29 protein-coding genes are annotated in these 21,728 nt (G+C 59.5%); 4 read left to right on the plus strand and 25 right to left on the minus strand.

All coding sequences use genetic code 11. From position 1 onward, the window contains the following. Positions 1 to 70 precede the first annotated feature (70 nt). The gene (locus C1N62_RS17870; protein ID WP_137765090.1) at positions 71 to 811 is read left to right on the plus strand and encodes a hypothetical protein; all 741 of its coding nucleotides are present in this window, start codon (positions 71 to 73) and stop codon (positions 809 to 811) included. A 145-nt stretch (positions 812 to 956) separates the two neighbouring features. Here the strand turns inward: C1N62_RS17870 and C1N62_RS17875 are convergent, their stop codons facing one another. The 8 genes from C1N62_RS17875 to C1N62_RS17910 all read right to left on the minus strand — a co-directional run bounded on the left by C1N62_RS17875 (position 957) and on the right by C1N62_RS17910 (position 7,529). Next, entirely contained in the window at positions 957 to 1,178 is a 222-nt protein-coding gene (locus tag C1N62_RS17875; RefSeq protein WP_137765091.1) for a DNA-binding transcriptional regulator, read from the minus strand. A 67-nt stretch (positions 1,179 to 1,245) separates the two neighbouring features. Then, on the minus strand, positions 1,246 to 2,409 hold the full coding sequence (locus C1N62_RS17880) for a phage late control D family protein (RefSeq protein WP_240775809.1): 1,164 nt from the start codon (positions 2,407 to 2,409) through the stop codon (positions 1,246 to 1,248). Beyond that, positions 2,406 to 2,924 (minus strand): phage tail protein, encoded by a 519-nt coding sequence (locus C1N62_RS17885; RefSeq protein ID WP_137765092.1) that lies wholly within the window; start codon positions 2,922 to 2,924, stop codon positions 2,406 to 2,408. The genes C1N62_RS17880 and C1N62_RS17885 overlap by 4 nt, the downstream gene beginning before the upstream one ends. Before the next feature lie 6 nt (positions 2,925 to 2,930). Then, a complete protein-coding gene (locus C1N62_RS17890) occupies positions 2,931 to 5,369 on the minus strand; it encodes a phage tail tape measure protein (RefSeq protein ID WP_137765093.1) in 2,439 nt (812 codons plus the stop codon). Next, on the minus strand, positions 5,362 to 5,520 hold the full coding sequence (locus C1N62_RS17895) for a GpE family phage tail protein (RefSeq protein ID WP_240775811.1): 159 nt from the start codon (positions 5,518 to 5,520) through the stop codon (positions 5,362 to 5,364). The genes C1N62_RS17890 and C1N62_RS17895 overlap by 8 nt, the downstream gene beginning before the upstream one ends. Then, positions 5,517 to 5,792, minus strand: coding sequence for a phage tail assembly protein (locus C1N62_RS17900; protein WP_137765094.1), 276 nt, complete (start codon positions 5,790 to 5,792; stop codon positions 5,517 to 5,519). Before C1N62_RS17900 ends, C1N62_RS17895 begins: the two co-directional genes overlap by 4 nt. 45 nt (positions 5,793 to 5,837) lie before the next feature. Continuing rightward, the gene (locus C1N62_RS17905; RefSeq protein WP_137764167.1) at positions 5,838 to 6,347 is read right to left on the minus strand and encodes a phage major tail tube protein; all 510 of its coding nucleotides are present in this window, start codon (positions 6,345 to 6,347) and stop codon (positions 5,838 to 5,840) included. Positions 6,348 to 6,359: 12 nt separating this feature from the next. Next, complete coding sequence (locus tag C1N62_RS17910; protein ID WP_137765095.1) at positions 6,360 to 7,529, minus strand: phage tail sheath protein; 1,170 nt, start codon at positions 7,527 to 7,529, stop codon at positions 6,360 to 6,362. Positions 7,530 to 7,884: 355 nt separating this feature from the next. On the opposite strand from C1N62_RS17910, the gene C1N62_RS17915 reads away from it, so the two are divergent. Then, positions 7,885 to 8,109, plus strand: coding sequence for a DUF1508 domain-containing protein (locus tag C1N62_RS17915; RefSeq protein WP_137765096.1), 225 nt, complete (start codon positions 7,885 to 7,887; stop codon positions 8,107 to 8,109). A gap of 489 nt (positions 8,110 to 8,598) precedes the next feature. On the opposite strand, the gene C1N62_RS17920 is transcribed toward C1N62_RS17915, so the two are convergent. The 17 genes from C1N62_RS17920 to C1N62_RS18000 form a co-directional block, all read right to left on the minus strand. Next, positions 8,599 to 9,114, minus strand: a complete 516-nt coding sequence (locus C1N62_RS17920; protein WP_137765097.1) for a tail fiber assembly protein — start codon at positions 9,112 to 9,114, stop codon at positions 8,599 to 8,601. 7 nt (positions 9,115 to 9,121) lie between these two features. After that, positions 9,122 to 10,774: a phage tail protein gene (locus C1N62_RS17925; RefSeq protein ID WP_137765098.1), complete on the minus strand. Its 1,653-nt coding sequence runs from the start codon at positions 10,772 to 10,774 to the stop codon at positions 9,122 to 9,124. Further along, a complete protein-coding gene (locus C1N62_RS17930) occupies positions 10,771 to 11,379 on the minus strand; it encodes a phage tail protein I (RefSeq protein ID WP_137765099.1) in 609 nt (202 codons plus the stop codon). The genes C1N62_RS17925 and C1N62_RS17930 overlap by 4 nt, the downstream gene beginning before the upstream one ends. Continuing rightward, entirely contained in the window at positions 11,372 to 12,280 is a 909-nt protein-coding gene (locus tag C1N62_RS17935; RefSeq protein WP_137765100.1) for a baseplate assembly protein, read from the minus strand. The genes C1N62_RS17930 and C1N62_RS17935 overlap by 8 nt, the downstream gene beginning before the upstream one ends. Before the next feature lie 2 nt (positions 12,281 to 12,282). Then, entirely contained in the window at positions 12,283 to 12,633 is a 351-nt protein-coding gene (locus C1N62_RS17940) for a GPW/gp25 family protein (RefSeq protein ID WP_137765101.1), read from the minus strand. Next, positions 12,630 to 13,220, minus strand: coding sequence for a phage baseplate assembly protein V (locus C1N62_RS17945; protein WP_137765102.1), 591 nt, complete (start codon positions 13,218 to 13,220; stop codon positions 12,630 to 12,632). The genes C1N62_RS17940 and C1N62_RS17945 overlap by 4 nt, the downstream gene beginning before the upstream one ends. 70 nt (positions 13,221 to 13,290) lie before the next feature. Next, entirely contained in the window at positions 13,291 to 13,749 is a 459-nt protein-coding gene (locus C1N62_RS17950) for a phage virion morphogenesis protein (RefSeq protein WP_137765103.1), read from the minus strand. Next, a complete protein-coding gene (locus C1N62_RS17955) occupies positions 13,746 to 14,162 on the minus strand; it encodes a phage tail protein (protein ID WP_137765104.1) in 417 nt (138 codons plus the stop codon). Before C1N62_RS17955 ends, C1N62_RS17950 begins: the two co-directional genes overlap by 4 nt. Beyond that, positions 14,095 to 14,367: an Rz1-like lysis system protein LysC gene (gene lysC, locus C1N62_RS23370; RefSeq protein WP_240775812.1), complete on the minus strand. Its 273-nt coding sequence runs from the start codon at positions 14,365 to 14,367 to the stop codon at positions 14,095 to 14,097. The genes C1N62_RS17955 and lysC overlap by 68 nt, the downstream gene beginning before the upstream one ends. Then, positions 14,267 to 14,683: an Rz-like lysis system protein LysB gene (gene lysB, locus C1N62_RS17965; protein WP_137765105.1), complete on the minus strand. Its 417-nt coding sequence runs from the start codon at positions 14,681 to 14,683 to the stop codon at positions 14,267 to 14,269. The genes lysC and lysB overlap by 101 nt, the downstream gene beginning before the upstream one ends. Then, on the minus strand, positions 14,680 to 15,189 hold the full coding sequence (locus C1N62_RS17970; protein WP_137765106.1) for a lysozyme: 510 nt from the start codon (positions 15,187 to 15,189) through the stop codon (positions 14,680 to 14,682). Before C1N62_RS17970 ends, lysB begins: the two co-directional genes overlap by 4 nt. After that, positions 15,173 to 15,397 carry a hypothetical protein gene (locus tag C1N62_RS17975; protein WP_137764154.1) on the minus strand — a complete coding sequence of 75 codons (225 nt, stop codon included), beginning with the start codon at positions 15,395 to 15,397 and terminating at the stop codon, positions 15,173 to 15,175. The genes C1N62_RS17970 and C1N62_RS17975 overlap by 17 nt, the downstream gene beginning before the upstream one ends. 4 nt (positions 15,398 to 15,401) lie before the next feature. Beyond that, a complete protein-coding gene (locus tag C1N62_RS17980) occupies positions 15,402 to 15,605 on the minus strand; it encodes a tail protein X (protein ID WP_137764153.1) in 204 nt (67 codons plus the stop codon). Continuing rightward, positions 15,605 to 16,069 (minus strand): head completion/stabilization protein, encoded by a 465-nt coding sequence (locus tag C1N62_RS17985; RefSeq protein WP_137765107.1) that lies wholly within the window; start codon positions 16,067 to 16,069, stop codon positions 15,605 to 15,607. The genes C1N62_RS17980 and C1N62_RS17985 overlap by 1 nt, the downstream gene beginning before the upstream one ends. Before the next feature lie 89 nt (positions 16,070 to 16,158). After that, positions 16,159 to 16,827, minus strand: coding sequence for a terminase endonuclease subunit (locus C1N62_RS17990; RefSeq protein ID WP_137765108.1), 669 nt, complete (start codon positions 16,825 to 16,827; stop codon positions 16,159 to 16,161). A gap of 3 nt (positions 16,828 to 16,830) precedes the next feature. Further along, on the minus strand, positions 16,831 to 17,889 hold the full coding sequence (locus C1N62_RS17995; RefSeq protein ID WP_137765109.1) for a phage major capsid protein, P2 family: 1,059 nt from the start codon (positions 17,887 to 17,889) through the stop codon (positions 16,831 to 16,833). 33 nt (positions 17,890 to 17,922) lie between these two features. Next, positions 17,923 to 18,768, minus strand: a complete 846-nt coding sequence (locus C1N62_RS18000; RefSeq protein ID WP_137765110.1) for a GPO family capsid scaffolding protein — start codon at positions 18,766 to 18,768, stop codon at positions 17,923 to 17,925. A gap of 146 nt (positions 18,769 to 18,914) precedes the next feature. On the opposite strand from C1N62_RS18000, the gene C1N62_RS18005 reads away from it, so the two are divergent. Beyond that, a complete protein-coding gene (locus tag C1N62_RS18005; protein WP_137765111.1) occupies positions 18,915 to 20,678 on the plus strand; it encodes a terminase ATPase subunit family protein in 1,764 nt (587 codons plus the stop codon). Then, positions 20,678 to 21,709 carry a phage portal protein gene (locus C1N62_RS18010; RefSeq protein ID WP_137765112.1) on the plus strand — a complete coding sequence of 344 codons (1,032 nt, stop codon included), beginning with the start codon at positions 20,678 to 20,680 and terminating at the stop codon, positions 21,707 to 21,709. Before C1N62_RS18005 ends, C1N62_RS18010 begins: the two co-directional genes overlap by 1 nt. Positions 21,710 to 21,728 lie beyond the last annotated feature (19 nt).

Below are 21,728 nucleotides of genomic sequence, written 5' to 3' on the forward strand. Positions count from 1 at the left end.
GCCTGATCGTGTCATGGCAATTTTTCTGCTCATTATCAGTGTCGCCGTGATTGCTGTAGTCGGGTGGTCCATGTGGCAATCCTGGCAGCACACCCTGCAAGATACCGAAAAGCAGGCCAGAAACCAGTCCGTCTCCCTCTCGCGTCAGGCCGAAGACACTTTCCTGCAAGTGCAGATCACGCTGGAGGATATCCTCCGCCATAGCGATGACATCTTTAACCACCCTGAGCACTATATTGGCCCACAGGGGTTGTTGGGTATCCAGAAAAGCCGCTTGCCGCAGCTGCACGGCCTGTTTGTTTATGATGCGCAGGGGAACTGGCTCGCGACCTCTGGCAAAAAAATGTTGCCCCATGCCAATAATGCCGATCGTGAATACTTCCGCTGGCACCGTAGCCATACGGATGCCCATATCCATGTTGGCCATGTGATTGCCAGCCGCTCCACGGGCGATCTGATTATCCCGGTTTCCCTAAGAATAAATGATGCCACGGGCCACTTTCGCGGCGTGGTGCTCGGCACCGTGCGGGTCGATTTTTTCCGCCAGTTCTACGGCTACTATGAGATGGCCCCGACCGACCTGCTCGGCCTGACCCACCTGGATTCCACCGTGCTGTATGTCCGGCCATTCCCGGATACCATCATTAATAGAAGCATGGCCTCGACGCCGCTCTATCGCCAGTTGCTGAAAGCCTCACCCTTAGGCGGCGGCACCTGGCGGTCACCCGTTGATGGCGTGACGCGCATTTTTGGTTATGCGCAACTGACCAGTTATCTCTTGGTATTCGGTTCAACCCCAATAAGATTCTAAAAATTTTACCTTTAAGATCAAAATGTTATGCAAGAAGAACTATGCGGTATTTTTTCCTGTCTTTTTTGAGTGGCGGCAAAATGGCGGCAGATTTTCAGTCGTGTCTAAATTCCCCATAAAAAAGCCCCGCTTAGCAGGGCTTTTTTCACATCCATAATGTGCCTTGTTGGGTTCTACCGTTGGGATGCGGCGGCACTGGCTTAACGTCCCCCGGTTGAACTATCAATCCTGCAACTACTTCATGAGTCTTAAAGGTGCAACTACAGTTGATGTTGGTGCATTGGTGATAACGCTCCTTCGTTTCAGGCGTAATGTAGCGACTAGTGCGAGCGTGTGCGGCAGTCTGGCAAAGTGGGCAATGCATCATTTTTTTGTCTCCCTGAGCTAATGATGCCTTAATACACTAAAAACCCAAAAACGCAAAGAATATTCACTTATTGGGAATCTTCCCCTGCTGAATATTCCATATCAGAAATCATCACTTCAAAATCCAGTATCGTGGTATAGCCTCTGCCGCTCAGGCTGTGTGTCACCTTGCTGATGATCCACGGCTGCGCATCAATCACCGCTTTGAAGCCACTTACCCGCACCGGCGTTTCCGGGAAGAGATCCGCCCGGCCCCGCGCCAGCGTCAGGGAAAATTCCGCTACTCCGCGCTGTAGCCGTTCCCACTTGGCCTGGGCGGCGCGCATCGCGGCTGCCCGCGTGGCGTACACGGTCGTCAGGGCAAACACGTTATCTTCGGTGCCGGCCAGATACTCGCCCTCGCTGGCCTCCGGGGTTTTGGCGGCGGTGGTCGCGGCCTTTTTAGCGGCGGGATGCTCTAGGGCGCGCAGGTGCTTTTCCGCCGTCTTACGCTGTACCTTCACTTTTTTCGGGGCCGGGTCTTTGGTATGCAGCCAGCTTGCCGTCACGCCGGTATATGCGCCCCGGTCAGCGATACTGAAACGATGCTGATCGCCATCCTCTCGCGTGAGGGTGAGCTGGGGAAGGGGCTTGCCGCTGGCCGTCAGGCCGCCACCGGGCCGGATAAACAGCAGCGCGCCGGCCTTTATCGCTGCCACAGCCCCATACAGCGAGGCCAGGCGCGTTAAAAAGGCCGCATCCGTCTCCTGGGTCTGGTCAATGTGCACCACGGCCAGCTCACCCAACCCGGCCCCCAGGGTGGCCGAAAGTTGATTGCGGGCGGCTACCAGGGCCACCACGGCCCCCAGGGTGGTGTCGTGGTAAGACACCTCCCGCCGAGAGTTAAGCGTGCCACGGAAATCAGCACTCCGGGCGCGAATGGTCAGTGTGTCTGGCGCCCCGTGGTGCTCGACTTCATCCACGGTGAAACTGCCCTTGTCGATAAGCGCGCCACCTTTCCAGCCAAGGTACAGCCGCACCACGGCCCCACGCGCCGGCATCTCCAGCTTGCCGTCGCTGTCGTCCAGTTCAATGTCGAGCTGGTCAGCCTCAAACCCCCGATTGTCGGTCAGCGCCAGAGAGAGAAGACGAGGCCGAATATTGGTGGTGACATCCTTGGCATTCACGCTCAGCAAAAAATCCGGCGTCATGGGCGCGCTGGGCGTAAAGGACAGATCGCCTATTCCCATCATGCCAACAGCCCCCCGACCATTTCGCCCGCCGAGGATACCGCGTTATTCATGGCGGTGGTGAGCTGGCCCGGCAGGTTGCCGGCCCCGCTTATCAGGCTATCGGCCTGCTGTTTCACATCGCCGAACATGGAGGTTAACGACTCATCCACGCGCTTGAGGCTCAGGGTAAAGCCAATTTTGCGCGCCGCGCCGTTGGCGAAAAATTCGCTGTGGGTCTGGCTGATGCTCTCCACAACAAACATCCCGTAGATGGTGCCGTTGCCACCAATCAGCGGCCAGGCGCACCCCTCATCGGCCATTGCTTTGAAGGTCAGTAGCGAGAGCGTGCCGCCGGTGATTTCCGGGCATAGCTCCCCGGTCAGCGTAATTTTCTCATCGCCCACCCCCAGGAACTGCGCCGCCGCCCGCTCGCCGACCCGGCTATTGGTCGGCCAGCGGTAATCAACGGTATGCTGCTGCTCGGCATAGGGGAGCGTCTGGCGCATAAATACCATCAGGCCATAAACCATCATCATTGTTCGTTACTCCCACCCCATCTGGCTACGTTGCCGGGCATTGGCCTGGCGCTGCTCGCGCTCACGCTGCTGGGCCATCAGTGCCAGCGCATCATCTTTGGTCATGCCGGGGTGCATGTTCAGCACGTAACTGCTTTGGTAAGTGTTTTGTGGTGCCGGCCCGCCCTGGTAAGCCATGACTACAGGTTTATAGCCCGCCCCGCCCAGAGCGAGCGGCCTGCCATCTGGCTTAGCACCGGGGCCATCATCTGCCGCCGGCTCGTTATCCTCTGGATCGCTGGAGTCCTTATGGATAATGTTGAGCTTTTCTAATACCCAATCGATGCCCTCGCGCAGCTTGCCTAGAATCTTCATGGGGGCTTGCAGGCCGTTTGCCAGCAATGTACCGAATTGCCGGCCCATGTTGCCGGCGGCGGCCAGCTCTTTCTGGGTGGACTTCACCGGCTCAATCAGCTTGCTAAACCCGTCCCATATCCCGCTCAGCTTCTCTGTAAGCCAGGTAAACAGCGGCTTAAGCGGGGCAAAGGCTTCACTCACTGGCCCCATCGCGGCGGTAAATCCTTCGGCCACTCCCGTGATAAATGCCTGGAGCGGCTCCCAGTATTTGCGGATAAGCAGCCCCACGCCCACAATCGCCGCCCCCACGGCCACGATAGGCAAGGAGACAGCCCCTAACGCCGTGGCGATGGCTCCGCCGGCAAGCGAAAAGCCCGCACTTAGCATCCCCGCCCCGGCGATTAACCCATTGATGCCGGCCATGACCGGCCAGACCATCAGGCCCACCGCGCCCAGCATGGCGAGTAAGGTCGTGCCGGCGATCGCTATCTTGGCGATCCCGCCGGCCAGCGCCTTGTTGTTCTGTATCCAGTGGTCGACTTTCAGAATATATTTCGTGGTGTCCTGGGTGAGCTTACGCAGGCTCTCGTCGAGCTGGTCATACAGGTCAGTCCCCACGGCCTCAGCGGCGGATTGCCCTTCCTTCAGGTCGCCGCCCAGGTTGTCCTGCTGGACGCTTACCAGCCTGGCGGTGCTGCCGTCTGACTGCTGGAACGTGCGCGTCAGCGAATCCAGTTGGCCGTTGGCGGCGCCCTTCATCAGGGTGACGGCGGCGGCGGCGGCCTCCTCCCCGAAAATGGTTTTCAGGTATTCCGCCTGTTGTGCGGTGCCGAGGTGATTTTTCTCAAAGGCGCTTTTCATCTCTTTCAAGACCGAGAAGAAGGGCCGCATATTGCCCTTGCTGTCGGCGGTCTTTACGCCCAGCTCTTTTATCGCCTTCCCGGCTTCTCCGGTGGGTGCCTGCACGCGCAGCAACATCGCCCGCACGGCAGTACCGGCCATGCTGCCGGTGGTGCCCTCCTGTGCCAGCGCGCCAATCATGGCCGTGGTCTGCTCTACGCTGACGCCGGCGTTTTTTGCCACCGGGGCGATATAAGTCAGGGCGTCGTTCAGCCCGTCAAAGTCCGCCGCCGTTTTATTCATCGTGGCGGAAATCACATCCCCCAGGTGTGCAACTTCGCTGTTTGCCAGGCCAAAGGCACTTTTGGTGCTCATCAGCAGCTTGGCGCTCTCTTCCATCGTGCGGTTGTTCGCCAGGGACATATTTAGCGTGACCGGCGTCGCCGCCCGGATGTCGTCTACCGTACCGCCGGATTTAGCAATGATGATCTGCGCGTTGGCCGCATCGTTGGCCGAGGCCGCCGTGTTGTCACCAATGCTGCGCGCCTGGGTGCGCAAGGATTGAAACTCGGCGGAATGCTTATCCAGTCCCAACACGGCCTGAAGCGTGGAGTTAGCTTGTGCAAAGTCATAGCCCGGCTTTAACAGGGTCATGCCGGCCACTGCGCCCACGGTCGCCGTTCCCACACCGGCCGCCCCGGCATTGCGCACGCTGCCGGTCAACTCCTGGCCCCGGCGATAGCGCGCTTGGGTTTGGTTGAGCCGCGCCTGTTGCTGGTCAAGACGTTGCAAGGATTGGCGTTGCTGGTTGAGCGCCAGGGTAGCCTGCGCCGACTCGCTGCGCAGGCGTTGCTGGGCGCTGTTCAGGTTGCGCGTTGAGATACCGGCAGCATTGAGCGCATCACGTTGCTGCTGCACAGACAGGCGCAGGCTGTTGGTTTTGGTCTGCAACTCCGCCGCCGCCTGGCGGGCCTTCTCCAGGGCCTTGGCCTGTTGCGCCGTGGGGCGCGCGGTGTTGCGAAACTGCACGGCCAGCGCGGCGGCCCGCTCCTTGGCAGAGGCCAGGGCGCGCTGCGTGACCGCCAGTTGCGCGCTGGTTTTGCGAAAGCCGTCAATTTTTGCCGCCTGTGCATCCAGCGCCCGGATGTTGGCCTGCGCGTCACGGATCTCCCCGGACAGGGTATGCGTGGCGTTCTGGATAGCCTTAAAAGGTCGGCTGGCTTGGTCAACGGCTTTTAGCAGAACCTGCAATTTCAGGCTGTTACTCATCCGGTGTTGCTCCGCTGCGGATCATGGCTTTGTGCCGCCAGTCGAGAAGCTCGGCCAGCGGCAGGTTGGTGAGGTCAGAGAGGGGCCAGTGAAAAATCATGGCGATGTCGGCCATCAGGTCATTGACCGTCAGGCCCGCTGGCCATTTCACATCACCGACTTCGGCGTCAAAAAACTAATCACCTTGCCGCCTACCTCTACCAGGTCAACCGGATCTAACGTCAGGCACTCGGCTTTAGTCAGGTTGGGGGTGGTGATGCGCGGTAAAATCGTGAGCAGCGCATCGACATCCGACTGCACCAGGTCATACAGACGCACGCCGCGCAGCGTGCCGGCATTGGGTTTCATCAGCTCAATCTGGCTAATCGTCAGTTCACCGCGCTGAATGGGGGTTTCCAGGGTAATGCGGTTTTGGTTTTCCATGTAAGTGCTCTCTATGAGGGCCAGCGCCAGGCGCTGGCGTAGGGGTTAAATCAGCCCGATATTTTTGCGGTGCTGCTCGAGCAGGTCGGTGCCGTTGACCTTCTCAATCATGTTGACGGTGTCGACTTCAATCAGGTCTTTGCCGTTCCAGGTCAGTTTGTAGTAGGTGCACTTGGTGGTGATTTTGGTTTCGGTGTCCTCGCCCTGCTTGGCCTCGCCAAAATCAAACGCCTGATGCTTGCCGCGCACCTCCACCTCTACCGCGATCACTTCGCCGGTGTCGTCACGCTGGTAAGAGCCAACAAAGCGCAGCGGCACGGTGCCACCGCCCCACTGGCCCAGCACACGCTCATCCAGGCCGCCAATGCTCCACTCCATATCTAGCGCATCATCTTCCAGCCCGTTGTCGATATGGGCGGCCCCGTTCATGCCGCCGCCGCGATAGGTGTCGAGCTTGCGCGAGAGCTTCGGCAACGTCACCGAGGAGACAATGCCCTGGTAGCTGTTGGCATCGTTGAACAAGTTCAGGTACTTCAGTTTTTTCGGCAGTGCCATTAATTCAGCTCCTTAGCTGTTAACCGCGGCGGCAAAATCCGCCAGGTAGGAGTCGGTGATGCGCTGGCGCAGCGTCAAATCTTCCAGCGGCGGTACAGGCGTGTACTCGTAATCAATCAGCAGTTTGCCCGCCTTCAGGGTGTCTTTGTCGTTGGCGCTGTCGTCATACCAGCAGCTTGCGCCCAGCAGATAGCCGGCGCTGACCAACTCGCGGAACTTGGCATTGATACCGCCGATGATGTCTTTGACCAGGGTCGGGGTCAGCGGCTTATCTGCCGCCCACATGTGCGCCTCGGCCATCGTGTCGGCCACTACCTGTGCGGTGCGGGTGTAGTTCTCAAAGGCAAACAGCGCATCATCGCTACAGGTGCGGTTGCCCCAGAAGCGAAAGCCGTCTTTGCGGATAAGCGTAGTGACGCCGGCCTGGTTAAGCAGGTCAGCATCGGTGCCGGTCTGCTGCAAATCCCAGAAGACGCCCGCCGAGATGCCGGTGACGCCATTGACGCCCACGTTGGAGAGGGTTTTATGCCAGCCGGTTTCAGTGTCAATTTTGGCACGCAGCCCCAGGGCGCGGGCGGTGGCGTAGGCGGTGCGGGCGGCGTTAGCGGTGGTGTCCCAGGCGATAAAGTCCGGCCAAATCACCATTAGCTCGCGCTGGCTGAAGTTCTCGCGGTAGGTCATGGCATCACTCAGGGTCTTGCACCCGTAGGCGGACACATAGCCAAAGGCCCGCAGTTGCTGGCAGATGCTGGCGAGCGCGGTCGCCACCTCCAGCGAGTCGAGGCCCGGCACGCCCAGAATGCGCGGCTTCACATCGAGCTGGGTCGGCGCGCTCAACAGCGCTTTCATGCCGGTGTATTGGCCGTTTTCATCAGTGCCGCCGATGATGTTGGAGGTGGTTTCTGCCTGGGTTGCGCCTTCGGCCACGCGCACCACGACGGTGACGGGCTTGGCCTGGTCGGCAATGGCTTGCAGGGCGGCGGCCAGGGTGCCGGTCGTGCCGGCGTTGGCGATAGCCGCCTGTGCGTTGGTGAGCAGTACCGGCGTGTTGAGCGGAAACGCCGTGGCGTCCGCATCCTCAGCGGTGCAGACCATGCCAACAATGGCAGTGGAAACGGTGGAAATGGTGCGCGTGCCGTCGTTGATTTCGACGACGCGGACACCATGATGATAATCGGCCATCTAGTGCGCTCCGTGTTGTGTGAGCACGTAGAGTGCCAAGCCTGAGGGGCGGGCGCATGTGATTGCATCTTGCTAGTAATCGACACAACATATATTTTTAACTTTCCAATCAATAAGTAATATTTTTCGTTTTATGAAAACAATGCTGTGAATGATTTTTTATTGCTGGCGGCTCTATTGTAAAACTTAAAAATTCACCTAAAAAAATAAGTGATGCGAAAAATTGTGTACTGGGCAGCAATTGTAAAAATAATGTTGGCGCGCTCTCGTAAGTGCATTATAAAATTCAGTGGTAATTATGATTGCATTGAAAGGATAGTTAACTTTCTAGACAATCAGATAAGGGGGTGTAATTATGAAGATCTTTGAAATACCTTATTATTACATTTATTTAGATAAAGAGGGTTGTTGGCGGTGGCGTCTTATGGCAGCAAGTGGTGAGCTAATTGCCATCAGCCCAGAAGGGTATAGGCATCTATCTTTCTGCGAGAAAAATATAGCTACGATAGCAAGGGATGCATTGCTGGCGGTTTCTATTGGCGACGAGAGCTATAACTCAAAGAAATCTAAAAAAGATTGATCGAAACTAATGGTATTAAATTGTATTATTTACTAAATGATTCGATTTTTCTTTGATTCCTTTATGCGTTTGCAAGAGGTAGGCAAGCCTATTTTTATCTCTCCAGGAACGTTGTTTTTATTTGTGATTATTTAAAGTTACACTGAAGTGACAGCAGGAGAATGATGCTAAAAACTAAAATGATTTTTCTTAGCAAGAAAAAAAATATCAACTATTCTATAAATGTGCATAGACACACACTATCGTTGAACGAAGCGTTTTCGAATGGTTTGCCGCCAGTCCCTCTGGCGGCATTTTTTTAGTGCCTTATTTTTTGATTACTTAATGTTTCTTTTATAAATTTTTATCTAGGCTAAGGGGCATCACTGCCTCTGCCTGTGCATATGCCCTCACACAGTGTGAGCTTCTACATATCTAGTGCATCATCTTCCAGGCCGTTGTCGATGTGAGCACCCTCGATTATGCCGCTGCCGCGATAGGCGCCAAGGCTTATTCAGGCAGGGGCGGCCAGGTAATATCCGGTGCGGTACCGGTATCGACCCGGCTCAGCAGTACCCGGTATTTTTTCCAACTGACCAGGAGCGCCGCCTCTTCATCGGTTGCCATCTCCAGGTCGACCGCATCTTGCAATGGGTCAATGTTCAAGGTGGCATCCGCGATAAGCTCGGCCTTCTTGGCAGTGGACTGCGCCACGTAATCGGTCGGCGTCTGCGTGAGGTTGACGCCATCAAATGACCAACTGCCATCGTTCAGTGAGGCTTCAGGGGCCTCCGGCCTTGCTATCTCATCAACAGACATATTCTCCGGCCAGAGCGCAGAAATATCTGTACTGCACTGGCGAATAATGCCATCCGAGGTATAGGCAATTTTCAGGGTATCAATAGCAAAATCCTTTTGCGCCTCGTACCAGTCGTGACCGTTTTCATCGCGCAGATAATTAATATCTAGTCCTGGAATAGTAAGCGGATTGTCAGGGGTGTATTTAACAAGTGAAATGAGTTTCATAGAAAACCTACAGGCTGTTGATGGAATACCAGGTGTTGTTAATGAAAACCTGAATGGGCCGATACGCCACTTTCAGGTTAGTGGCATAGTTTGCTGTCGCCTGAATGCCGGTTATCGCTACGCCGCTCTCAAAGCTATACGCATTATTACCAAGGTTATCTGTCCAGGTAGCCGCACCAAAACGCACGGAGGTGATGTAAGTCCTTAATAGATAGCCTGTTAACCAACCGCCCCATTTATCTCCATAAATATTTCCATCCCCGGCCAGATAACTGGTGCCGCCGCCTGCATAAACATAATTTGCCGACACCACGCGATTATTTGCCACGAGCCTGCCCGTGACAGAAATATCTCCGCTCACGTTGAGATTTTGACCTACGCCCAGCGCGCCAGTGATATCACCGCCCGTTAATGGCAATGCCCCCACATCAGACGCCTTTGGCGGATTGTTTTCAGAATACATCGCCGCCCAGGCCGACCACGGCCCGTTACTGCCGTTCCAGTTGCCGGTCAGCGTACGCACCCACGTGCGCCCGGTGTGCTTTTCGGTGTAGCGCTGAAGCACGCCGCCGACATAGGGGCCAAGGATAACCTCCAGCGTGCCGCCCGCCGTCGCCGCAGCAGGAAAGCCGTTGGCCGTGGTGACATTGGCCGCCAGGGACTGCTGATAAATGCCGAGGTGATCCAACCCATAGGCATCAATACTGGTATTGCCGATGCTGGTTGCGATCACTGGCAACGCCCCCACCTCAGCGGCGTTTGGCGGATTGCCAGAGGAATAGATGGGCGTCCACGCGCGCCACGGCCCGCTACCGTTCCAGGTGCCGCTCAAGCCACGCACGTATTTATTGCCGATGCGCGTCGTGTACTCCTGCTGCACCCCATACCCGGATGGGATAACTAACAGGGTGCCAGACATCTTTTCGGGGTAGTGCAGTTCAGGCGTCGCTAAGCTGTCGATTTCTTTGTAATACACCCCGGCACTGTCCGGCCCGAGCGTATTGAGGTCAACATTCAAGGCCGTGGCATAAAACGGCATGGCACCAATATTGTTCAGGGCCTTTGCCATCGCAGCGCTACCCTGCGCCTTGATCTCGCTCAACTGACCGGCCGCCTTCAGATATTGCGTATGCGGATCTTTAGCCGCCAGGTGCTTGGCCATCGCATCGTCGGTGTGGGCGTTAACGGTAATCACCGCATCATCGACATATTTGCGCGTTGCCAGTACCACGGACGGGTCTACCTTCAGCGTCACCGCCTCGGTGCTGTTAACGATTAAAATCATGCGCACGGTTTGCGTGCGCCCGCTCCCCTCCTGGAGCTGGGGCTTATAGGTTTCCGGGCAGTTTGCCACGGCAATCAGCGCCCCGCTGGCATCAAACAGGCCAATCTCCCTGATCCAAAAACCGCCCTCGCTTTCAGGAATAACCTGCTCGGCGATAATCTGGCTGCTGTTGGCTGCATCAATACTCAGCGTATTTAACGCCGCCCGGCGCTTTTCCCCCTTCAGCGCCGTTTGTGTGGCGTTCGGGGTCGGCAGCGTGCCGCCGCCGTCACCCACGGCCATCTGGGTGATTTGCAATTTAGTGCCAAGGGCGGCAGCGTTCGCCAGCTTGGCCGCGCCCAGATTGGTGAGCAGGGCGTAATATTTAGCCGTCATGGGTTCACTCTCATGCTGTCGATAACGTGGACTGCGCCGCCGGTATAGCCCGGGCCGGTCACAATCAGGGTTTCAGGGAAATAGGGATACACGGTCAGCTCATCACCGCTATAGCAGGCGGCGGCAACCGGCAGCGCCCCGGTGACATCCAGGTTGATAGACAACCCCACCAGGTGACGGCTACACGGTTTGGCATCGGCAATCAGCCGCTCCAGCTCGTGATACATCGTCTCGGTGATGCCGGTATCCAGCACGCCCACCTCCAGGCGAAAGGTGCCGGGCGTCTCATGGGTCTGCCACCATTCGGTAATGCGAATGAGGTAGCCCAGCGGCTCGACTACGCGCCGCAGCGCGCCAATTGTGCCTTTATGCCGGTGCACATAGGCCGAGTCCGCCACCACTGCCCGCTTGGTGCTCTCCGACCAGTTGGCATCCCAGCGGTCAACCGACCAGGCCCACGCCAGATAAGGCAGCAAATCAACCGGGCAAGTTTGCGCATTCCACAGGGTGCGCAGCGGCACAGGAATGCGCGCAATCTCGGCGCAGGCCGTGGCGGCGGCCATTTCCAGCGCGCTGGCGCCTGCCGGCAACAGGCGGTCACTCATCGACCCCTCCTACCGTCAGTTGATAGGCCGTGCAGTAGGCGGCCTGGGTCTTATCCAGTACCACATCAGCAACAGGTTGCAGCAGCTCTACCCGCTGCACGCCTTCCACATGCAGCGCGGCATAGAGCGCAGACCGGCGAATGTCGCGGCCCAGGCGGGCCTGCGCGGTGATAAACGCCGCCAGCTTGGCCGCCGCCGCTGCCCGGATAGGCTCCGCCTCCGGCCCTGGGTAGAGGTACAGTGCGGCCTCTATCTGGTACGGCACAATCTGCGCAGATTGCACGGTCACGCGGTCGCCTACCGGGCGTACATCCTCATCATTGAGCGCCGCCGTGACCACGGCCAGCAGGTCAGCGCTGGTCTCGCCATTGCCCTCGCGCGCCAGCAGCGTGACGGTGACGCAGGCCGGCGACGGGCTGATAGCGGACGCATCCGCCACGCGCCCGTCGGCGCTTTTGGCATGGTACTCATACGCGCCGGTTGGCCCGGCCACGCTCAGTCCCTCAAAGGCCGCCGCCGTGCGCACGCGAAAATCCTCGTCGCTCTCCATCACCGCCGCCGTGGGCGGCAGGGTGGTGAGGTCAGCGGGCGTCTGGATCAGGCGGGCCAGACCCGTGTTGGCCGCCAGCTGGTCAAGGTCAGCGCCGGTGGCGTAGGCCACCATATTCGCCTGCGCGGCCTCGTTGATGCGCTGGCGCAAAATCAGCTCGCGGTAGGCGTTCTCCTGAAGCAGCTTCACCAGCGGATCAGACTCCAGCGCCAGGGTGCGGGCGATGGCCGCCTGCTGGTCTGCCGGGTAGAGGGAAATCAGCGTGGCCTTGCGCTCGGCCAGCAGGGTTTCATAGTCCAGCGCCTCCACCACATCCGGGGCGGGGAGCTGGCTCAAGTCGATGGTTGGCATAGTCAGCTCACGGGTACGGTAAGAGAAAACCCTTGCGCGGTGTTGGTGCGGTTGCCGGTAATCTCCACAACCATGCCGCCGTCAAAGGTCGATTCATAACTGATGGCCGTCAGCGTGATGCGCGGCTCCCATTGCAGGATGGCCGTGTAGCAGGCCGACATAATTTGCAGGCGCAGCGCGGCGTTTTGCGGCTGGTCAATCAGCGCAGATAACAGCGAGCCGTAGGTGCGGCGCATCACGCGGGTGCCGATTGGCGTCAGCAAGATGTCACGCACCGACTGGCGGATATGCTCAAGGTCAGCCACGGCCTTGCCGCTCTCCCGGCTCATGCCGATATAGTTTTCTGTGCTCATTGCGGGCCGCCTGATGTGCTGCCGCCGCTCTGTACGCCGCCGTGTTTATGGGCGTCCACGACAATGCCGTTTGAGCTGAAGCGGCCGCCGCTGTGCGTGACATTGCCCTTCATCGTGCCGCCTTCGGTGACTTCCAGCGTGGCCGCCTTCAGGTGCTGCGTGCATTCCACTTCCGGCGTATCGAGGGTGATTTTCGTGGCCGCCTTAATCAGCCCGGATTGGATGCCTTCAGCCCTCAGCGCGCCGGTTTCCGGCTCATACTCAATCACCGCGCCATCCGGGAACAACAAGTGAACCGCGTCCGCCGAGGCGGACGGGGCCGGGAACTGGTCAGAGAAAATGCCCGGCAGCACAAAGGCCGTATCCAGCTCGCCGCCCAGGGCCAGTACCAGCACTTGCTCTCCCACGCTTGGCGCGTGCCAGGTGCGCACCTGCCCGGCGCGGCTGGTCAGCCAGTGCAGCCAGGTGGTGAGGTTACCGCCGGTTTCAACACGGCATAGCCCGGCCTCAACATTGACGGCGGACACGGTGCCAATACGGATCAGGTTGCGCAGCAGGCGCTGGATGTCAGAGAGTTTTTCATTCATGGGGGTAATGTTACGTCGGGGGGGAATAGCCGCAATGTGTTGCGGCTCGCTGAAGAAAGGCACAACAACATTAGCCGGCCAGGTGAGCAATCACCTCCTGCTCTATCAGGCGCTGCTCCGCCTCGTTTATCCCCAGCAGCGGACGGGCCTCATAGCGCACGGCCCCGCCATGCCGGGAGGGCCGGTCACGTAGGCCATAGTGATGCACCCGCGCCAGGCGCTGCACGTTGCCGGTAAACTCCACCACGGCCTCATTTACGTTGGCTTTGGCCTTGAGGTATTTCGCCGTGCGCAGCTTGGCGAACATCTCCCGCTTTACCCGGCCTTTTTTCGTGCGCACCTGTGACGGCGGCGCAGGCTTGCGGGGCGCAAAAGGCGTGCCATCGGGGGCCTGCTGGCGCTTGATGTTCTGCTGTTGGCCGGCACGCAGCCGGCGGGCGATGCCCTTTGCCAACTCCTTGCGCGCCTCCGGGGAGAGGTTGGCGATCAGGGCGGCCAGCCGGGCCTCAAAGGGGCGTAACTCGCTCATGCCTGCCCCGCCAGAATCGGCGGCTCCGGCACATGGTCAACGTGTAGCGCGCCCTCTACCTGCTTGACCAATACCCGCTCGGTCAGTTGCAGGTCAATGCTGATGTCACACAAGGTATCGCTGATGACATCGGCCTTGTAGGTAAAGCCGGTGTTGCGCCGTTCCTGGGTTGCCATGATGTCGGGCTGGTGCTCTCGCAGCCAGGCCAGCACGGGCACCACAATCAGGTCAATGTCGCCGGCGTAGTCCGTTATCACCAGGTTGAGCTGGTACTGATATTCAAAGGACAGCGAGGCGGCCAGCGTCGAGACGATGCGCCCGTGGTCGATGAACATATGCAGACAGTCAGGGCTGCTTTGCAGCAGCGGCACGCTGCACGTTAGCGCCTCGCGCAGTTGGGTGGGTTTGATCATGGCGCTCCTGGCACGCTTTGATGGTTTCAACTTGCAGCCCGCAGGCCACCAGAGCCGCCTCTAACTGCCGGTTGTCGGCGGCCAGGTCAGCGTTGGTGCGCAGGCTATTGGCGGGGATCGGGCAACTGGTCACGCGTGGACAGCCAGGCCAGATAATCGCGGGCGTTGCTGAAGGCGGGCCGTTGGTGCAGCCGCTTAGCAGCATCAGGCAAAGCAGCAGCAGACCAGGCGCGCAGGCTCTCATCGGCATCATGTTCTCTCTGTATCTGTAATTCGCGTTGCAGGGCCAGCGCACCGGCCTGGCTTTGCGCCTGGCGTAGCGCCTGCTCCTGGTCGGCCCGCGTGCGGGCCTCATCCTGAAGGCGGGCAATCGCCTTATCCCGGCTTTCAAGGCCGGCGGACAGCGTGCCGACGATGCCCTGCGCCTGGGTCAGGTCGCGGCGCAGGCCGCTGGCGTGCTGAAGGGTATAGGCCAGCCCGGCCACAGCCAGGGCCAGCAGGACGGCAAGCACGCGCATCATCTGGCCCCCGTTAGGCAATACGCCGTCTCACGGGCGCGTCGGTTGACCAGCCCCTGATTGCGCTTGCCGCGCACATACACCCAGCGCGCCAACTGGCCGCAGGCAGGCCGCCAGTGCTGTTGTCGGATAAAGCCGGCCAGGGTAGAGGTGCAGGCGGCGTGCACGCCCACGTTAAAGGCAAAGGACACCACGGCGTCATAGACCGGCGAGGGCATGGCAACCGGCATACAGGCATCAATGCCATGTTCTACGCGCCTCACATCCGCCACCAGATTAACGGCGGCCTGACGCTCGGTAAGGTGGCTGTGCGGGGTCACGCCCGCCGTGTGGCCGATACCGTTTGTCCAGACGCCGGCACTGCACTGATAGGGCGAGGTGCGGCACCCCTCCAGATCGGCAATCAGCGCCAGCCCGGTGTCAGAGGTTTTCAGCAGAGGCGCCTGGTGCAGCAGCGCGGCCAGCGCCAGCACGGCGGCCACGGCGCAACGTTTACCTGTCTGGCCCACTGGTCACCCCCTCCGCCGCCTGGCGGTGCAGCTCGTAGGTTTTGCGGCGGTAGTGCCAGTTCACAAAAAAGGTGGCGATGTTGATAAAAAGCGTTGCCACCGCCACCGCCGCCCCCACCATAAAGGCGATGTCCTGGAGGGTGTGCCGGCTAAACCACATCATGACGATGCCCACCAGGTAGCTGATTAGCGAGCTGTGTTTATCCATTCACTCAATCCCACAGATTAAGGGTTTCTTTGGTGCCCGCCGAGGCCAGCGTGGGCAGCGCAACCGGGTAGCCGTGCGGCAAAATCGCCCCCTGGCTCGCCAGCCCCGGATTGGCGGCATACACCTGTTCAAGCACCTGCTGCGTGCGCCCGTAGTGGCGATAACAAATCTCGTCTACGGTTTCGCCCTGTTGGGCATACACCTTCATCACAGCAGCCCGATGATGCACGCCCGCTGGCCGGCCAGCTTGCTGATGCTAAAGCGCGCATCCCGCCAGTACTCATCGGCGGCCGCCTCCACATCGGCGGCTTTTTTGGCCCCGCTGGCGTCATAGCCCCGGTAACGTTCGACGATGGTCGCGGCGGTCAGGGCGCTGACGGCGGCAAAGTAGTGGCCGAGCTTTTCGCTCTCGCCGTCGAACGTCTCCGCCGGCACGGCGGCCAGGGTGGCGAAACCGGTCGCCATCTGCGCGGCGCGGTAGTCATGCAGCTCGGCGTTGACCTCGGACATCGCCGTTTTAATGGCAAGCCGCAGGCGCTGCGCGGTCACGGTGCCTTCATAGCGCAGCGTTTCCCGCAGGCGCTGCACGTCGACATCCGGCCAAAAAAAGGTATTGGCAATCGGCGGCTCGGCAGCGTCTGCCGGTCGCGGGGCGGGGATCACAATGCTCATATAAGGCCTTCTTAAAAGGGTGGGCGGTGGAGAGCTGCGCAGATACCGCTGGCACTGGCTGCTCTGCCGCCCGGCGCGGGGCGCGTTCGTTAGCGGCGGGCGAGCGCCTGCTTTTTCAGCACGGTCGCCAGTCGCTCTATGTCTTTTTTCACGCCGCAGCGGTCATCAAGCTGCAAGGCGCGGGTGAGGTGTTGCATGGCTTCCGTGGCCCTGTCCGTGTCGCGCAGCACATAGCCAATGATTTTGTGCAGCTTGGCGCGCACCACATCCGGCATATCTTCGCCCTCGGTCAGCGCCAGGGTTGCCAGCAGCGGGTCAATATCAACCGGCTGCGCCAACGTCCGGGCGCGGGTCGCGGCGTCGGCCACCTCCTCGGCCAGCAGGTAGGCCGTGCTGTTGCGCCGGTAGGTGTCCGGCGGCACCAGGCCGTGATGCAGGGCATAGCGGGCGATGTCCAGCGCGCCGGGAATGTCCCCGGTGTCGAGCCGCCAAATCATGACGGTCATCAACACCGCATCCTGTGCGCCGCGTCCCTCACTCAGAACGCCGGCCACCCACGGTCCGTATTCGGGCAGCAGCTCGCGCTTGAGGGCCGCCTTGCGCTCAACCGAGTGCAGTTTTTTCAGGCGGCGCTTGTCCTCATTCAGGCGCATCAGCATCAGCTCGTAACCGTTGGCATGGCGCAGCGGGTTATCCCGCTGCTGGGCGGCGTCAATGGCCTGCTGGCGCATCAGGTGACGTTGGGCCGGGCTTAACATGCCTTACGCTCCGGTGGCCGGCGTAAAGGTGCCCACGTCGATATTTTCAACCAGGCAGCCGGCGGCATAGTCTTCAATCACGTAATCCTCGTTAATGGACTCGTAATTTTCGATGCGGTCGCGCTTTGCCACCTCATCCAACAGGCGGCGGTGAGTGCCTTCCTGCCAGTAAATCGACAGGTTATCGAGGCGGGTCACCATCAGGGCATTGGCCGGGAAGTACGGCACGCGCACCGCCGGCAGGTTGCCGATACGACGCTGGCTCACAATCAGGTCAGCGGCCAGAGTTTCGGTGTTGGCCTGCGTCTGGTTAACCAGCGGGAAATATTTATCAGCCAGCAGTTGGCGGCCACAAATTACAACCAGCTCTGGATCTTCCTGATACCACGGCTCAATCAGGGTGTTGGTCGCATCCATCACCAGCGCGTCGAGGTTGGCATAATCGCCGCCTTGACCGATGCGAATTTTTTCCGAGGCCACGGTGGTGCCATCTTCGGCCATGATTTTGCTCATTACCCGTTGCGGCGCGTGGTCGCGGTACTTCTGCAACCAGCCCACGGCCACATCTTGCAGCAGCGGATTTTTGACGCGGTTAGAGGTCTTGGCGCGGGAGGTGCCGTTAAAGCCCACCATAATGCGGTCGAGGGACTGGCGCTTGATAATCGCGTCACGCAGGCGCGCCTGGAAATCTTCATAACGCGCCCACAGGTCGAGGCTGTTATAGCGGATGTGAAAATCGTAGTTCACCTGCGCACACTCATACCCTTCCGCGTCCAGGGCGGCAAAGTCAGCGGTTTCGCGCTCATCGCCGCCGGCGGTGTCCGTGGTGCTGGCAATTGAGCCAGATACGCCAATGCCAATCTTCTCGCCCTTCATCTCAGGCACCGGCACGATGTTGATGCGCGTCAGAAACTCAGAGGACTCCTGCACACGGTTCATCAGGGTTTGCGTCACCGAGGGTTCCACGGTGAATTTTTTGTTCATATCGCCGGTGTCGACGCCGTTCAGCTCGGCCAGACGGGACATAAAGGCGTTAAATTTAAAGCGGGTAGTGGGGCGCATGGGCGTTCCTGTTCGTTATTAGGTTGAGGTCTATCAGCAATCGGTTTGTAGGCCGGCGTGGGCGTCTGCGCCGCTGGCACGCGAGCGGCGGGAAAAACTGCCGTCTGTCTGGGCCAGTTGCTCAGTGAGCGCCTGCACGGCGGCACGGTCTTCAGTGCTCTGCTGCTCCAGGGCCTCCAGTCGGCTGGTCAGCGCGGTTTCAAGTACGGTAAATTGCTGCGCGGCCTCGTCTGCACTTTGCTGTACCTGCTCGGCCACGGCGGTGACGGCGGTGTTCACATCCGTGAAACGCTCGGCATCGGTTTTCTTTTTGGCTGCAAACAGGGCCGTGACGCGCTCCAGCAGCGAGGGCGCAGGATCGGCGACCTGCTCGAATTCAATCAGGGTTTCCTCGGCAGCAGTAAACAGGTTGGCGGTGTCCTGTTTGCGGGCGGCCAGCGGGTTGAGCTGGGCGCGGGCGCTGAAGCTCAGCATTTCCGTGCCAAGGCTTGCCGGGTCGTCGGTCACGGCCAGGCCCACCAGGTAGGCTTTGCCGGTGTCGGCGAATTCCGGGTTGACCTCCATTGAGGTGTAAATTTTCTGGCGGGCCTGGGTAAGCGCAACCAGCTCCGGGGTGGGGTCAATGTCGGCATAGAGCGCCATCTTGCCGGCCAGCGCGCCCTCGGTGATCTCTTCGGCGGTCAGCGCAGTGACATCGCCATAGCGGCGAAACGGGCTGTCAGGGGTATAGCCCTTGATGTGCTCCATGTTGATGCGTGCACCGTACACGGCGGGGTCATACTGGGCGGCCATCTGTACCAGCCACTCACGGGAAATCATGCGGCCATCAGTGGTGGCACCTTCTACGCCGATGCGAAAACGCTTTGCTTTTGTTGCCATCAATCAGGCTCCGGTTAGTCAGGGGTCATCAGTTCAGGGGCAGTGTCCCTGTCTTTGCCCGCCCTCTCAACGAAAGCCATCTTGTTGTTTTGTCACACAACAGACATAGCGAGCGCGGGGGAAGTTGCCCCGGTAGCCTTGCGGTCATGACAACGACGCCCAACACCCTTATTAGCGATCCGCGCCGCCAGGCGGCCCTGCTTTACTGGCAGGGCTTTTCTGTACGCCAGATAGCGGAGACGCTCAGTATCAAAACGCCAACCGTGCAGAGCTGGAAGCTGCGCGACGCCTGGGAGGACATCGCGCCTATCAGCCGCGTCGAGGCCAGCATGGAAGCGCGGTTGATCCAACTCATCATGAAAGAGGTGAAAGGCAATGGGGATTACAAGGAGATAGACGCGCTGGGCCGCCAGATTGAGCGCCTGGCCCGCGTCGAGCGTTATCGCAGCTCCGGCAATGAGGCTGACCTCAATCCGAACGTGCGCAACCGCAACAAAGGCGAGCGCCAGCCGGCGAGTAAAAATGTCTTTAGCGAGGAGCAGACCGATAAACTCAACCGGCTGTTTATCGACAACTGCTTTGAGTATCAGCGCAACTGGCACCGGGCCGGCCTGGCGCACCGCATCCGCAACATCCTCAAGTCGCGCCAGATAGGGGCCACCTTCTACTTTGCCCGCGAGGCGCTGATTGATGCGCTGACCACCGGACGCAACCAGATTTTCCTCTCGGCCAGCAAGGCGCAGGCGCACGTTTTCAAAAACTACATCATCGACTTTGCGCGCCAGGTGGATGTTGACCTGAAAGGCGATCCGATTGTGCTCCCCAACGGCGCGCGGTTGATATTCCTGGGCACCAACGTGCGCACCGCGCAGAGCTACACCGGCAACCTGTACCTGGATGAATATTTCTGGATACCCAAGTTCCAGGAGCTGCGCAAAGTGGCGTCGGGGATGTCCCTGCACAAGAAATGGCGCTCTACCTACTTCTCCACGCCGTCGAGCCTGTCGCACAGCGCTTATCCGTTCTGGTCAGGTGAGCTGTTTAACAAGGGGCGGCGCAATAAGTCGGATCGCATTGAGCTGGATCTCAGCCACAGCCACCTCTCTACCGGCGCGCTGTGCGGGGATGGTCAGTGGCGGCAGATTGTCACGGTCGAGGATGCGCTGACCGGCGGCTGCAACCTGTTTGACCTGGATCAGCTCTCGCTGGAGTACAGCCCGGCGGAGTACCAGAACCTGCTGATGTGCGAGTTTGTGGATGATGAGGCGAGCGTGTTCCCGTTCAAGGAGCTGCAAGGCTGCATGATTGACAGCCTGGAGGAGTGGACGGACTTCAACCCCTACGCGCTGCGCCCGTTCGACTATCGTCCGGTATGGATTGGCTACGATCCCTCGCACACCGGTGACAGCGCCGGCTGCGCGGTGATTGCGCCGCCGCTGGTTGCCGGCGGTAAGTTTCGGGTGCTGGAGCGCCACCAGTGGCGCGGCATGGACTTTGCCGCCCAGGCCAAATCCATTGAGGAACTCACTAAAAAATACACGGTGGAGTATATCGGCGTGGACGCCACCGGCATCGGACAGGGCGTGTTTCAGTTGGTCAGACAGTTTTTCCCGGCGGCCCGCGAAATCAAATACACCCCGGAGATTAAAACCGCGATGGTGCTGAAGGCCAAAGACACCATCAGCAGCGGACGGCTGGAGTATGACGCGGGCCACACCGACATCACGCAGTCTTTTATGGCGATCCGCAAAACCATGACGGCCAGCGGCAACCGCTCCACCTACGAGGCCAGCCGCAGTGAGGACGCCAGTCACGCCGATGTGGCGTGGGCCATCATGCACGCCCTGCTTAACGAACCGCTGACCGCCGCGAACGGCGGCGCGACCCCTTCTATTCTGGAATTTTACTGATGAGCAAACGCAAAGGCCGCAAGGCACTCCCTTCACCGCAGGTCGCCCCGGCCACCGCCGCCGGCCCGCAGGCGTTCAGCTTTGGTGAGCCAACGCCGGTGATGGACAAGCGCGACATTCTGGATTATGCCGAGTGCATCGGCAACGGGCGCTGGTATGAGCCGCCGGTGAGCTTTCACGGCCTGGCAAAAAGCCTGCGATCGGCGGTGCATCACAGCTCACCGATTTATGTGAAGCGCAACATTCTGGCTTCGACCTTTATCCCGCACCCGCTGCTGACGCAGCAGGAATTTAGCCGCATGGCGCTGGATTACCTGGTATTCGGCAATGCCTTTATGGAGCTGCGTAAAAATGCCCTGGGTAAGCCGCTGCGCCTGGAGAACTCGCCGGCCAAGTTTACCCGCCGGGGCATTGAGGAGGGAGCATACTGGTTTGTGCATGACTGGAAGGAGCCGCACGCCTTTGCGCCGGGCAGCGTGTTTCATCTGGTAGAGCCGGACATTAATCAGGAGCTGTACGGCCTGCCGGAATACCTCAGCGCGCTGAATTCGGCCTGGCTGAATGAGTCGGCCACGCTGTTTCGTCGCAAGTACTACCAGAACGGCGCACACGCGGGGTACATCCTGTATATGACCGACGCCGCGCAGAGCAGCAGCGACGTGGAGCGGATGCGCCAGGCGATGCGCGACACCAAAGGGCTGGGGAACTTCCGCAACCTGTTCATGTACGCGCCGAACGGCAAGCCGGACGGCATCAAGATTTTACCGCTCAGCGAGGTCGCCACCAAAGACGACTTTTTCAACATCAAGAAGGCCAGCCGCGACGACCTGTTAAGCGCGCACCGCGTGCCGCCGCAGATGATGGGCATTATCCCGGACAACTCCGGCGGCTTTGGGGATGCGGTAAAGGCGGCGCAAGTGTTTGTGCGCAATGAGCTGACGCCGCTACAAGAGCGCATGAAAGAGCTGAATAGCTGGCTGGGGCAGGAGGTGATCACCTTCAGGCCATATAGCCTCGAAATTGAAAACTAAACATTAACGGCTCTACTTA

It is taken from the genome of Nissabacter sp. SGAir0207 (assembly GCF_005491205.1).
GTDB lineage: Bacteria > Pseudomonadota > Gammaproteobacteria > Enterobacterales > Enterobacteriaceae > Chimaeribacter.